This is a genomic window from Streptomyces sp. NPDC090119 (assembly GCF_044747085.1).
Lineage (GTDB): Bacteria > Actinomycetota > Actinomycetes > Streptomycetales > Streptomycetaceae > Streptomyces.
The window spans coordinates 216,654-229,161 of the sequence record NZ_JBIVDK010000006.1 but is presented as its reverse complement, the minus strand read 5'-3'; the positions used below and the strand labels follow the sequence as shown (position 1 = coordinate 229,161).

Below are 12,508 nucleotides of genomic sequence, written 5' to 3'. Positions count from 1 at the left end.
TTCCAGGTCCACGATAATGGACCTCCGTCAGGCGTGTGAACCCTTATGCCACTGTACGCAGCCGGTGTCTTGGATGCTGAGATCAGCGATGCCGGGATCGGGCCTCAGCGGGCCGGGGCCTCAGCGGCGGGCCATGTACAGGTCGAACGCCTTGTGCAGCATCTTGTTCAGCGGGAAGTCCCACTCCCCGACGTACTCCACCGCCTCGCCGCCCGCGCCGACCTTGAAGCGGAGCAGGCCGAGCAGATGGTTGGACTCCTCCAGGGTGTCGGTGATGCCCCGGAAGTCGTAGACGTGCGCGCCCAGCTCGTGGGCGTCGGCCATCATCCGCCACTGCATGGCGTTGTTGGGCTGGACCTCGCGCTTGCGGGCGGTGGAGGCGCCGTAGGAGTACCAGACGTGACCGCCGACGATCAGCATCGTCGCCGCCGCCAGCACCTCCCCGTCGTGGTGCGCGAGGTACAGCCGCATCCGGTCGGGGTCCTCGGCGGTGAGCGCGGTCCACATCCGCTGGAAGTACGGCAGCGGGCGCGGGATGAAGCGGTCGCGCTCGGCGGTCTCGGTGTACAGCTCGTAGAACGCGGGCAGGTCGTCGGCCCCGCCGCGCACCACCTTCACGCCCGCCTTCTCGGCCTTCTTGATGTTGCGCCGCCACTGCTGGTTGAGACCGCCGTGGATCTCCTCCAGCGACCGCCCGGCGAACGGCACCTGGGACACGTACCGGGGCTGCCCCGCCGCGAAGCCCTCCTCGGCGTCCGGTTCGGTCTGCCGCCAGCCCATGCCACGCAGCCGGTCGGCGAGGGCCTGGGCGCGCGGGTCCTGCCAGGTCGGCTCGGCGTCGCGCAGCCGGTGCGCGGCCGGGTCGGCGATGGCGGCCTTGACCGCCTCGGGGCTCCAGCGCCGGGCGGCCACGGGCGGCCCCATCTTCACCGAGAACGCGCCGCGCGCCTTCAGGTGGGCCAGCAGCGGGTCGAGCCAGCGCGCCAGGTCGTCGGCGTGCCAGTCGATGACCGGGCCCTCGGGCAGGTAGGCCAGATACCGCTTCACCTTCGGCAGCGGCCGCAGCAGCACCAGCCCCGCGCCCACGAGCCGTCCGTCCTCCTCGAACCAGCCCAAGCTCTCCGCCTTCCAGTCGGGCTTCACCTCCCCCCACGACGGCACCTGCATATGGCTGACCGAGGGCCGCGAGCCCACGAAGGCCAGATGCTCGTCCCGGCTGAGGGGGCGCAGGGTGAGGGTCATACGGCGGACTCCTTCGCGCTGGCAGACCCGGTCACTATGGTCCGACCCTCCCGTCCCCGGGTCCGAACACCGCCGACGCCTCCGTCTCCGTCACCCGTGCGCGCAGGTGGCAGTCGGCCCACGCGGCGATGTCCGGATAGGCGCACTCGGCCGTGAGCCGTGCGACGGCCGCCGATATGTCGTACGCGGTCGCTCTCAGGTCGACCCCCGGACCGAGCAGGCACCAGTGGGCGCCGGGGCGGCCGTACGGCATGCCGACGCTTCCCGGGTTGACGATCAGCCTGCCGTGCGCGAGCCGGGCGTACGGCATGTGGGTGTGGCCGCAGACCACGGTGCCGACGCCGGGCGGCACGCCGTCCAGCACCTCGGCCCAGCGGGCGGGACGGGAGTCGACCAGGACGATCTCCTCGTCGTCGCGCGGGGTCGCGTGGCAGAACAGCACCTGCCCGAGACCCCGGACGCGCAGGGGCAGGGTGGCGGGCAGTGCGGCCAGAAGGTCCACCTGCTCGGCGCGCAGGGCCCGCGCGGCGAACACCCCGATGGGGTCGGGGATCTCCGTGCGCTGTCCGCGCCGGTACTCGACCAGTTCCCGGTCCGCGTTCCCGCCGAGCCACAGGGCCCGGTCGCCCAGCTCGCACAGCAGGTCCAGCACCTCGGCGGGCTGTGGACCCGCCGTGATGTCGCCGGTGAGGACGATCCGGTCGGCGGCCGCCACCTCGGGCTCGGCGAGGACCGCCTCCAGGGCGGGCAGCACCCCGTGGATGTCGGAGAGGACCGCGATCTTTCCGTATTCCTCGCTTACTCCCGCCCCTCCCTCTCCAGCCCCTCCGCCAGTACTTCCGCCAGGTGCCGGGCCCTCACCCCGGCCAGTTGTTCCAGCTGGGTGCGGCAGGAGTAGCCGTCCGCCAGGAGAGCCGCGTTCTCGGGGGCGGTGTGGACGGCCGGGAGGAGCTGGTCCTCGGCGCAGGCGCGGGAGACGTCGAAGTGGCCTTTCTCGAAGCCGAAGTTGCCGGCCAGGCCGCAGCAGCCGCCGCTGAGTTCGCCGGTGAGGGCGGCCGAGGCGCGCAGTTCGCGGTCGGCGGTGTCGCCGAGCACCGCGTGCTGGTGGCAGTGGGTCTGCCCGGCCACCGGGCGGTCGACGACGGGTGGGGTCCAGTACGGGGCGTGGCGGCGCAGGGTCTCCGCGAAGGTGCGTACGGCCGCGGCCAGGCGGGCGGCACGCGGGTCGTCGGGCAGGAGCTCGGGGAGGTCGGCGCGGAGGGCCGCCGCGCAGCTCGGTTCCAGCACGACGACCGGGACCCCGGCCTCCAGTACCGGTTCCATCAGGTCCAGCGTGCGCAGGAGGACCGCGCGGGCCCGGTCCAGGCGGCCGGTGGAGAGGTAGGTCAGCCCGCAGCAGACCTGGGCGCGGCGGGCCCGGAGCAGTGCGGTCGGCGCGCGGGAGGCGCCGTCTCCCACCGGGCGTCCGCCGGGCAGCAGGGTCGGCGGGAGCGCCACCCGCAGCCCGGCCGACTCCAGCACCCGGACCGCGGCTTGCCCCACGGACGGCGACAGATGCTCGGTGAAGGTGTCCGGCCACAGCACGACCAGCTGCCCGGAGCCGCCGCTCTGCGGCGCCGGGCGCCGCCCCCGCCACCACCGGCTGAACGTCTCCTCGGCGAGCCGGGGGATCTCCCGCTCCCCCGCGATCCCGCCCACCCGTTTCCCCAGCCGGGCCAACGGGCCCACCGAGGCGAGCCGGTTGATCAGCGGCGCCGCCCGCAGACGGGCCGCCCACCGCAGCCACACCGGCAGTGACCCGAGGCTGTAGTGGGCGGCGGGGCGCGGTCGGCCCGCGTAGTGGTGGTGCAGGAACTCCGCCTTGTAGGTGGCCATGTCGACGCCGACCGGGCAGTCCGAGCGGCAGCCCTTGCAGGACAGACACAGGTCGAGGGCGTCCCGGACCTCGGTCGAGCGCCAGCCGTCGGTGATCACCTCCCCCGCGAGCATCTCGTGCAGCAGCCGCGCCCGGCCCCGCGTGGAATGCTCCTCCTCCCCGGTCGCCCGGAACGACGGGCACATCACCTCGGACCCGCCCGCCGACTCCGTACGGCATTTCGCGACCCCGACACAGCGGCGGACGGCCGCGCGGAAGTCGCCGTCGTCGTGCGGGTAGCCGAAGGCGACGTCCACCGGACGGCGGGGCAGCACCGCGAAGCGGAGGTTGTCGTCCAGCCGGGCGGGGTGGACCAGCATGCCGGGGTTGAGCAGGTCGTCGGGGTCCCACACCGCCTTGGCCCGCTCGAACAGCGCCACCGTCTCCGCGCCGTACATGCGTGGCAGCAGCTCCGCGCGGGCCTGTCCGTCGCCGTGCTCCCCGGACAGCGAGCCGCCGTGGGAGACCACCAGGTCGGCCTGTTCCTCGGAGAAGCGGCGGAACCGGCCCACCCCGGCCTCGGTGAGCAGGTCGAAGTCGATCCGGACGTGGACACAGCCCTCCCCGAAGTGGCCGTAGGGAGCGCCGCGCAGGCCGTGGGCGGCGAGCAGGGCGCGGAAGTCGCGCAGGTAGGCGCCGAGCCGGGCGGGCGGCACCGCGCAGTCCTCCCAGCCGGGCCACGCCTCGGTGCCGTCCGGCATCCGGGTCGCCGTACCGCTCGCGTCCTCGCGCAGCCGCCACAGGCCGCGCTGGGCGGCTGGGTCGGTCACCACCAGCGCGTCCACCACGTCCGCCGCGCGGACGACCGCCTCCGCGCGGGCCCGCGCCTCCCCCGCCGAGGCGCCGCCCGTCTCCACGAACAGCCAGGCGCCGCCCTTCGGCAGCCCGACCGGTACCCGGATCAGGTCGGCCGCCATGCCCTCCACGGTCAGCGGGCCGTGCGGCAGCAGACCGGCGGCGGCATCGGCGGCGGCGCTCTCGTCGGCGTACCCCAGCACGGCCAGGGCGTGGACGGGTGGCGCCTCCACCAGATCCACCACCGCCTCGGTGAGGACGCCGAGGGTGCCCTCGGAGCCGCAGAAGGAGCGGGCTACATCGGCACCGTGCTCGGGCAGCAGGGCGTCCAGGGCGTACCCGGAGATACGGCGGGGCAGCTCGGGGAAGCCGGTACGCAGCCGGGCCAACTCCCCCTCCACCAGGGCGCGCAGCCCCTCCGGTGCGCCCGACCAGTCCCGGCCGGGGCGCAGGGGGTCGCCGCGCGCGGTGAGCACGGACAGCTCGCGCACACTGTCGGCGGTGGTGCCCCAGGCCACCGAGTGGGCGCCGCAGGAGTTGTTGCCGATCATGCCGCCGAGCGTGCAGCGGCCGTGGGTGGAGGGGTCGGGGCCGAAGCGGAGGCCGTGCGGGGCGGCCGCCGTCTGGAGCCGGTCCAGCACCAGGCCCGGCTGAACCGTCGCCGTGCGCGCGTCCGGGTCGATCTCCAGCAGACCGTTCATATGCCGGGTGAAGTCCAGCACCACCCCCGTGCCCGTCGCCTGCCCGGCGATGGACGTGCCCCCGCCGCGCGCGACCACCGGTGTTCCGCGCGCCCGGCACACCTCCAGCACGGCCGCCACGTCCTCGGCGTCCCGAGGGGCCACCACGCCCAGCGGGACCCGTCGGTAGTTGGACGCGTCCATGGTCATCAGCGCCCGGGCGGTCGCGTCGAAGCGGACCTCGCCCCGCACGGCCCGCCGCAGCTCGCTCTCCAGTCCTCCGTCGATCTCCATGTCAGTCCCCCGTCCGTCCGACCCCGTCGATCGGTCCTGGGTCCAGCATGCATCCGATCACGCAACGTCATCGAAAGTTGTCCACAGGCACCCCCCGATCCTCAGTTCGTCGTACGACCGCACAAGTCCACGACCCGGAAGAGTCGTCTCATCCGACGGACACGGCTTCGTCCGGTTTCGCACACCCGATACGCTCCGACTCGTGGCCGACATCGAGATCCCCGCTGACATCAAGCCCGCCGACGGACGCTTCGGCGCGGGCCCCTCCAAGGTGCGGACGGAGGCGCTCGCCGCGCTCGCGGCGACCGGCAGTTCCCTGCTGGGCACCTCCCACCGCCAGACTCCGGTCAAGAACCTGGTGGGCCAGGTCCGCGAAGGCATCAGCTCCCTGTTCTCCCTCCCGGACGGCTACGAGGTCGTCCTCGGCAACGGCGGCTCGACCGCCTTCTGGGACATCGCCACCCACGGACTGATCGAGTCCAAGTCCCAGCACCTCAACTTCGGTGAGTTCTCCTCCAAGTTCGCCAAGGCGGCCAAGCTCGCCCCCTGGCTGGCCGAGCCGACCGTCATCGCCTCCGACCCCGGCACCCACCCCGAGGCGCGGGCCGAGGCGGGCGTGGACGTGTACGCGTTCACCCACAACGAGACCTCCACCGGTGTCGCCATGCCGATCAAGCGCGTGGCCGGTGCCGACGAGGGCTCGCTCGTCCTGGTGGACGCCACCTCCGGCGCGGGCGGCCTGCCGGTCGACGTCTCCGAGACGGACGTCTACTACTTCGCCCCGCAGAAGTCCTTCGCCTCCGACGGCGGCCTGTGGATCGGCGTGTTCTCCCCCGCCGCGATCGAGCGCGCCGAGCGGGTCCACGCCTCCGGCCGGCACGTCCCGGAGTTCTTCAGCCTGCCGACGGCGATCGACAACTCCCGCAAGAACCAGACGTACAACACCCCGGCGCTCGCCACGCTGTTCCTGCTCAACGAGCAGCTGGAGTGGCTGAACGGCCAGGGCGGACTGGACTTCGCCACCGGCCGCACCAAGGACTCCTCGAACCGGCTGTACACCTGGGCGGAGGAGTCGAAGTACGCGACGCCGTTCGTCACCGACCCGGCCAAGCGGTCGCAGGTCATCGGCACGATCGACTTCGCCGACGAGATCGACGCGGCCGCGGTCGCCAAGGCGCTGCGCGCCAACGGCATCGTGGACACCGAGCCGTACCGCAAGCTCGGCCGCAACCAGCTCCGAGTCGCCATGTTCCCGGCGATCGACCCGGCCGACGTCGAGGCGCTCACCAAGTGCGTCGACCATGTCATCGAGCGGATCTGAAACCTGTAGGTCCAGATGAGTTGGGGCGCCCGGTGGTGAACCGGGCGCCCTTTCCTGTACCCCGCGCCTATCCCTTGCGCCGCATCCGCCGCATGCCGAACAGGGCGGCGGCGCCGAGCGCGAGGAGGACGGCACCGACCTTGAAGCCGCCCTCGTCGCCCTTCTCCCCTGACGCGGAACTCCCGCCGGTGGAGGGCGACTTGGACGCCACCGCGCCGCCCTCCGGTGCGTCCAGCGCCTTCACCTGGCTCTGCGCGCCCTCGCTGCCGTACATCAGCTTGGTGCCGTCCGGGGAGTAGCTGACGGACTCCCCCTGGCCCTGGAGCGGCACGTCCAGCCGGTCCAGCTTCTTGATGCGGCCGCCGTTCCAGTCGTAGGAGATGCCGCCGAAGTAGCCGCGTACGGCGAGCTGTTCGCCGTTCGGGGAGAAGGCGGCGTCGGTGGCCCACAGGTCGACGGGGGCGACCGGGCGGAAGACGTTCGTGCCGGAGGACGACAGTTCGGCGGGGCCCTCGTACAGGTGACCGCCGTCCTCGTTCTTGTCGATGATGTAGACGCGGCCGGTCTTGGGGTGGACGGCCAGCGACTCGGCGTCACGCGGGCCGTCGGAGTACTTCACGACGTACTGCGTGGCCGTGACCGTCTGGTCCTTCAGGGTCTTCGGCTCGGGCAGGCGGTAGATCCACACGTAGGGCCAGCGGCCGTGGAAGTTGTCGCCGATGTCGCCGACGTAGATCTGGTTGTCCGGCCCGATGGAGATCGCCTCCACGTCGCGCGGGGAACCGATGCCGCGCAGGGTGAGCGTGGCGACGGTCTTTCCGGTGCGGCTGTCGACGGCGTAGAGGTACGGGCCGTCGTCGCTGTCGTTGTGCGTCCAGTAGACGCCGGGATGCAGGTGGGAGGCGGCCAGGCCGCTGGACTCGGTGATCCTGGGGTCCTCGATGGTGAACCCCTGGTCCCCGTCCGCGGCGTGGGCGGGCAGGGCGCAGGCACCCGCGAGCAGGGCCCCGGCAAGCAGGGCGAACGGTCGGCGCATGGTCCAAGACTGCCACCTGGCGCGGGGGTTCGGCCTGGGTGGTGGGCCTCACAGGGGACCTGGATGCGGGTCCGGACCGTGATCCGCCATCATGAGCGGATGCTCAGGTTCATGCCCGTAGGTGACTCCATGACGATCGGGAGCGCGGGCGAACACACGTGGCGTTACCGGCTGTGGCAGCACCTGCGCGACACATACGGCGACCCGTTCCAGCTCGTCGGCCCCCGCGAGACGCTGTACGACCAGGCAACCGGGGAGCCCGGCTCCCACGAGTACGCCGACCCCGGCTTCCCGCGCGCCCACCTCGCCGGATGGGGCGAGGGCTGGCAGCACATGGCTCCGCTGATCGGGGAGGCGGTGCGGGCGCACCGGGCCGACGTCCTGCTGGTCTCCCTCGGCCTGATCGACCTGGGCTTCTACACCAACGCGGAGCAGACGGCGGAGAACGTGCGGGCGTTCGTCGCGGCGGCCCGCGAGGCGCGTCCGCGCGTGCGCATGGTGCTGCTGCCGGTCATCCCGAACATACGCGCCCAGGAGGACGCCCCCTTCGCCGCACAGGTCGCCCTCTTCAACACCCTCCTCGCTAAGACGGTCGCCGACCTGGACGAGCCCCGCTCGGCGCTGCTGCTGGCCTCGGCGCCGAAGGGGTGGGACATCACCAGGGACACGTACGACGGCACGCATCCCAACGCGAGCGGCGAGCACCGGATCGCGGGGGCGTTCGCGGGGGCGATGCACGAGGCGTGGGGGGTGGGCGGGCCGTACGTGGCCTGAACGGATCGGCCGAGTTCCAGCGTCTCCCGGTCACGGTCCGTATCGTTGAACCGCGCGGCTGCACATCTGCGTGGGCAGCCGGGGAGGAGCGCCACGATGACCGTCCTCGACGACAGGACCGCGATGGCCGAGAGCGACACCGCACGCTTGGACGAGTGGTTCGAGCGGATGCCCATCCCCGAAGGATTCCGGGCCGAGATCGTCGGGGGCTGCTTCTTCATGGTGCCGCAGCGGAACACGCATTGGCAGATCATCCGTCGGGTCCTGCGGGCCCTGGAGGACAGATTCGGACCGGACGTCATGGTCTTCTCCGACGTCCGCATCGATTTCCCCGGCCACGAGAACGGCTTCTGCCCGGACATCGCCCTGCTCAAGGACTCGGCGGAGCCGGACGAGACGGGCCACTGGCGCCACCAGGACGTCCGGTTCATCACCGAAGTCATCTCCCAGGGCACGGCCGCCAACGACTACGGCCCCAAGATGACCGCGTACGCCGTCGCCGAGGTCCCCGTCTACCTCATCGCGGACCCCTACCAAGGCCGCTGCCGCGTCTACACCGACCCCAAGGACGGCGAGTACGTCCGTGCCCTCGAGGTGAGGTTCGGCGGCGACATCGACCTCACCGGCACCCCGGTCGACCTCACCCTCGAAACCGGCGACTTCCCCCGCGACTGACCCCAGCGCTTGCCTAGAGCGCGCTCCAAGACGTTGGCTAGGTGGGCATGAGGTACACGCAGCTTGGACGCACGGGACTCAAGGTCAGCCGGCTGGTGCTCGGGACGATGAACTTCGGGCCGCAGACGGACGAGGCGGACAGCCACGCGATCATGGACGCGGCGCTGGACGCGGGCATCAACTACTTCGACACCGCGAACGTGTACGGCTGGGGCGAGAACAAGGGCCGCACCGAGGAGATCGTCGGAACCTGGTTCGCCAAGGGCGGCGAGCGGCGCGAGAAAACCGTCCTGGCCACCAAGGTTTACGGGAACATGGGCGCAGAAGGCGACGCCTGGCCCAACTACGACAAGCTCTCCGCGCTGAACATCCGCCGCGCGGTGGACGCCAGCCTGAAACGGCTGCAGACCGACTACATCGACATCTACCAGTTCCACCACATCGACCGGAACACCCCGTTCGAGGAGATCTGGCAGGCGGTCGACGTCCTGGTCACCCAGGGCAAGATCCTCTACGCCGGTTCCTCCAACTTCCCCGGCTACAAGATCGCCCAGGCCAACGAGACGGCCCTGCGCCGGGGCAACACCCTCGGCCTGGTCAGCGAGCAGTGCCTGTACAACCTCGCGGAGCGCCGCGCCGAGATGGAGGTCATCCCGGCCGCCCAGGACTACGGGCTCGGCGTCATCCCCTGGTCGCCGCTGCACGGCGGACTGCTGGGCGGGGTCATCCGCAAGGAGGCCGAGCGCGGGCGCCGCGCCTCCGGCCGCGCGGCCGACGCCCTCGCCGACACCGCGACCCGCGACCGGATCGAGGCGTACGAGGAGCTGCTCGCCAAGCACGGCCTGGAGCCCGGCGAGGTCGCGCTCGCCTGGCTGCTGACCCGGCCCGGCGTCACCGGCCCGATCGTCGGCCCGCGCACCAAGGACCAGCTCGACTCGGCGCTGCGCGCGGTGGAGCTGGAGCTGAGCGAGGAGCTGTTGAGGGAGCTGGACGGGATCTTCCCCGGTCCGGGCCCCGCCCCGGAGGCGTTCGCCTGGTAGGGGCAAGCGCGTAGCGGCAAGCGAAAGGCCGCTCCGTACGGGGTTCCCCGCGGAGCGGCCTGGGGGCGTGCGTCAGCGGACGGCCGCCGCCACGGCGACGACCACCAGCATCAGCACGAGCGCACCGGCCATGATCCGGTTCCGGATTTTCGGTTCCACGACGACGAGCCTAACCGGACGCGCCCAGTGCCCAGCGGGCGACCGGCGCGTACCGGGGCTGCTCGCCGGGGACCCCGGAGGTCGGCAGTCGGCTGCGGACGAGGACCAGTTCGCCCACCGTCCAGCCGGTACCGGTGAATTCGGCGAGGGCGGCGACGTAGGGCCGCAGGTCGGTGTCGCCCTTGCCGCGGGCCAGTGTGAGATGCGCCCGGTAGTGCCGGTGCTCCTCGCCGCCCACCCCGGCCCGGCGTCCGGCCGCCCGGGCCCGCCCGGCCAGCCTGCCCAGCGCGGTGAGGTCTCCCGTGGCTCCGGCCCACAGCGCCTTGCCGCGCCCGAAGCCGCCGCCCCCGGCGACGGCCAGCGGGAACGGCTCGCTCCGCCCGGCCGCGCGCTCCAGCCGCCGTGCCAGCTCGGGCACGCTCTCCTCGGGGACCTCCCCGTAGAAGGCGAGCGTGAAGTGCCAGCCGTCCGCCTGGGTCCACCGCAGCGCGTCGGCCCCGGCGAGCCCGCGCAGCACCCGTACCTCCCGGCCCAGCTCCACCACGGCCTCCGGGGGCGGCAGCACGGCGGCGAAGAGTCTCATGCGTCCACGATCCCAGACCGGTACGCCCCGCCGCCGTGCTCGACGGCGTCGAGGACGCCTCACGCGACCGGCGTCAGCTCCTCGCGCCCGCGCGGCACGAACCGCAGATGCGGGCCGTGGTGCCAGGTCAGCCGGAGCCGGAGGTCGCCCGCGCGGGCCAGGAAGAGGCCGATGACCGCCGCCGCGGCAGCCGAGACGACACCACCCGCCAGGAAGCCGAAGCGGGCTCCGTAGGTGTCGGTGACCCACCCCACGAGCGGTGCGCCCAGCGGCGTGCCGCCCATGAACACCATCATGAACAGGGACATCACCCGGCCCCGCATGGCCGGATCGGTGGACATCTGCACGGCGGTGTTGGCGGTGACGTTGACCGTGAGGCCGAACGCCCCGATCGGGATCATCAGCAGCGCGAACAGCCAGTACGAGGGCGCGAGCGCCGCCACGATCTCCACCGCGCCGAAGGCCAGCGCGGCCGCGACCAGCACCCGGAACCGGGCCGTGCCGCGCCGCGCGGCGAGCAGGGCGCCGATCAGTGAGCCGACGGCCATCAGGGTGTTGAACAGGCTGTACGCACCGGCGCCGGAGTGGAACACGTCGTCGGCGAAGGCGGTCAGCCACACCGGGAAGTTGAAGCCGAAGGTGCCGATGAACCCGACCAGCACGATCGGCCAGACCAGCTCCGGCCGACCGGCGACATGCCGCAGCCCCTCCCGCAGCTGGCCCTTGCCGCGCGGGGCGCGGTCGACGGCGTGCAGCTCACGGGTGCGCATCAGCAGCAGCCCGGCGATGGGCGCGACGAAGGACAGCCCGTTGGCGAGGAACGCCCACCCGGTGCCCACTCCGGTGATCATCAGACCGGCGACGGCCGGGCCGACCAGCCGGGCGGACTGGAAGTTGGCCGAGTTCAGGCTGACCGCGTTCTGGAGCTGGCCGGGGCCGACCATCTCCGAGACGAAGGACTGCCGGGCCGGGTTGTCCACGACCGTGGCGAGACCGACCGCGAAGGCGGCGACGTAGACGTGCCAGACCTGGACGTGCCCGGAGAGGGTGAGGACGGCGAGCGCCAGGCCGGTGACGGCCATCGCGGACTGGGTGAACAGCAGCGCGGGCCGCTTGGGCAGCCGGTCGACGAGGACCCCGCCGTACAGGCCGAACAGCAGCATCGGCAGGAACTGCAGGGCGGTGGTGATGCCGACGGCCGCGGAGGAGCCGGTGAGGCTCAGCACCAGCCAGTCCTGGGCGATGCGCTGCATCCAGGTACCGGTGTTGGAGACGACCTGCCCGGCGAAGAACAACCGGTAGTTCCGGACCTTCAGCGAGCTGAACATCGAGGTTCTGCCGGAAGCGGGGGTAGTAGTGGCCGGTGCGGGGACGGAAGCTGCTCCGGGTCCCGTACTCAAAAGGTCGCCTCCAGAAGCGATGCCGTGGCTACAATTGCGCGAGCTTCTCCAGGACGGGGGCGGCGGCGCGCAGGGTGGCCCACTCGTCCTCGTCGAGGCCCTCGACCAGACCGGCCAGGAACGCGTTGCGTTTGCGGCGGCTCTCGACGAGCATCGCCTCGGCCTGCTCGGTCCGGGTGACGACCTTCTGGCGCCGGTCCTCAGGATGCGGCTCGAGCCGGACCAGGCCCTTGGCCTCCAGGAGCGCGACGATGCGGGTCATCGAGGGCGGCTGGACGTGCTCCTTGCGCGCCAGCTCGCCCGGAGTGGCCTGTCCGCAGTTGGACAGCGTGCCCAGCACCGACATCTCGGTGGGGCTCAGCGACTCGTCGACCCGCTGGTGCTTGAGTCGACGGGACAGCCGCATCACGGCGGAGCGGAGGGAGTTCACGGCGGCCACGTCGTCGCCGTGGGTGAGGTCCGACATGTCTTTAGCCTAACTCATTACCCTCACTAAGGAACGCCACCACGCACGCGTGTGCCAGTGATGTCCGCCACTGAGCCGCATCGTCACCCGTACGAGTGAGTCAGTTCCGAAAAGTGACCCATCGGGTG

At 72.0% G+C, this 12,508-nt stretch carries 11 protein-coding genes; 4 read left to right on the top strand and 7 right to left on the bottom strand.

The annotated features are described in order from the left end of the window. Positions 1-120: 120 nt before the first annotated feature. The 3 genes from ACIPPM_RS25790 to ACIPPM_RS25780 are packed head-to-tail and all read right to left on the bottom strand — an operon-like array spanning position 121 to position 4,926. Positions 121-1,242, bottom strand: coding sequence for a lipid II:glycine glycyltransferase FemX (locus tag ACIPPM_RS25790; protein WP_401452024.1), 1,122 nt, complete (start codon positions 1,240-1,242; stop codon positions 121-123). Positions 1,243-1,276: 34 nt separating this feature from the next. Continuing rightward, positions 1,277-2,023 carry a metallophosphoesterase family protein gene (locus ACIPPM_RS25785; protein WP_401452477.1) on the bottom strand — a complete coding sequence of 249 codons (747 nt, stop codon included), beginning with the start codon at positions 2,021-2,023 and terminating at the stop codon, positions 1,277-1,279. A 17-nt stretch (positions 2,024-2,040) separates the two neighbouring features. Next, entirely contained in the window at positions 2,041-4,926 is a 2,886-nt protein-coding gene (locus ACIPPM_RS25780) for an FAD-linked oxidase C-terminal domain-containing protein (RefSeq protein WP_401452021.1), read from the bottom strand. Between the two features lie 202 nt (positions 4,927-5,128). Between ACIPPM_RS25780 and serC the strand changes: the two genes are divergently transcribed. Continuing rightward, a complete protein-coding gene (serC, locus tag ACIPPM_RS25775; protein ID WP_401452018.1) occupies positions 5,129-6,247 on the top strand; it encodes a phosphoserine transaminase in 1,119 nt (372 codons plus the stop codon). Positions 6,248-6,314: 67 nt separating this feature from the next. On the opposite strand, the gene ACIPPM_RS25770 is transcribed toward serC, so the two are convergent. Continuing rightward, positions 6,315-7,283 (bottom strand): WD40 repeat domain-containing protein, encoded by a 969-nt coding sequence (locus tag ACIPPM_RS25770; protein WP_401452015.1) that lies wholly within the window; start codon positions 7,281-7,283, stop codon positions 6,315-6,317. A 99-nt stretch (positions 7,284-7,382) separates the two neighbouring features. Between ACIPPM_RS25770 and ACIPPM_RS25765 the strand changes: the two genes are divergently transcribed. The 3 genes from ACIPPM_RS25765 to ACIPPM_RS25755 all read left to right on the top strand — a co-directional run bounded on the left by ACIPPM_RS25765 (position 7,383) and on the right by ACIPPM_RS25755 (position 9,772). Further along, complete coding sequence (locus ACIPPM_RS25765; RefSeq protein ID WP_401452013.1) at positions 7,383-8,057, top strand: GDSL-type esterase/lipase family protein; 675 nt, start codon at positions 7,383-7,385, stop codon at positions 8,055-8,057. Between the two features lie 96 nt (positions 8,058-8,153). Then, positions 8,154-8,732, top strand: coding sequence for a Uma2 family endonuclease (locus ACIPPM_RS25760; RefSeq protein ID WP_401452010.1), 579 nt, complete (start codon positions 8,154-8,156; stop codon positions 8,730-8,732). Between the two features lie 47 nt (positions 8,733-8,779). Further along, complete coding sequence (locus ACIPPM_RS25755) at positions 8,780-9,772, top strand: aldo/keto reductase (RefSeq protein WP_401452008.1); 993 nt, start codon at positions 8,780-8,782, stop codon at positions 9,770-9,772. A gap of 169 nt (positions 9,773-9,941) precedes the next feature. Here the strand turns inward: ACIPPM_RS25755 and thpR are convergent, their stop codons facing one another. The 3 genes from thpR to ACIPPM_RS25740 all read right to left on the bottom strand — a co-directional run bounded on the left by thpR (position 9,942) and on the right by ACIPPM_RS25740 (position 12,380). Beyond that, complete coding sequence (gene thpR / locus ACIPPM_RS25750; RefSeq protein ID WP_401452005.1) at positions 9,942-10,514, bottom strand: RNA 2',3'-cyclic phosphodiesterase; 573 nt, start codon at positions 10,512-10,514, stop codon at positions 9,942-9,944. A 59-nt stretch (positions 10,515-10,573) separates the two neighbouring features. Then, positions 10,574-11,842, bottom strand: coding sequence for an MFS transporter (locus tag ACIPPM_RS25745; RefSeq protein WP_401452002.1), 1,269 nt, complete (start codon positions 11,840-11,842; stop codon positions 10,574-10,576). 100 nt (positions 11,843-11,942) lie between these two features. After that, complete coding sequence (locus tag ACIPPM_RS25740; RefSeq protein WP_030804715.1) at positions 11,943-12,380, bottom strand: MarR family winged helix-turn-helix transcriptional regulator; 438 nt, start codon at positions 12,378-12,380, stop codon at positions 11,943-11,945. Positions 12,381-12,508 lie beyond the last annotated feature (128 nt).

Bases quoted from the DNA above. Each gene is read 5' to 3' on its own strand.
- ACIPPM_RS25790 (WP_401452024.1), bottom strand. From the start codon at position 1,242: ATGACCCTCACCCTGCGCCCCCTCAGCCGGGACGAGCATCTGGCCTTC.
- ACIPPM_RS25780 (WP_401452021.1), bottom strand. From the start codon at position 4,926: ATGGAGATCGACGGAGGACTGGAGAGCGAGCTGCGGCGGGCCGTGCGG.
- ACIPPM_RS25770 (WP_401452015.1), bottom strand. From the start codon at position 7,283: ATGCGCCGACCGTTCGCCCTGCTTGCCGGGGCCCTGCTCGCGGGTGCC.
- ACIPPM_RS25765 (WP_401452013.1), top strand. From the start codon at position 7,383: ATGCTCAGGTTCATGCCCGTAGGTGACTCCATGACGATCGGGAGCGCG.
- ACIPPM_RS25760 (WP_401452010.1), top strand. From the start codon at position 8,154: ATGACCGTCCTCGACGACAGGACCGCGATGGCCGAGAGCGACACCGCA.
- ACIPPM_RS25755 (WP_401452008.1), top strand. From the start codon at position 8,780: ATGAGGTACACGCAGCTTGGACGCACGGGACTCAAGGTCAGCCGGCTG.
- thpR (WP_401452005.1), bottom strand. From the start codon at position 10,514: ATGAGACTCTTCGCCGCCGTGCTGCCGCCCCCGGAGGCCGTGGTGGAG.
- ACIPPM_RS25745 (WP_401452002.1), bottom strand. From the start codon at position 11,842: ATGTTCAGCTCGCTGAAGGTCCGGAACTACCGGTTGTTCTTCGCCGGG.
- ACIPPM_RS25740 (WP_030804715.1), bottom strand. From the start codon at position 12,380: ATGTCGGACCTCACCCACGGCGACGACGTGGCCGCCGTGAACTCCCTC.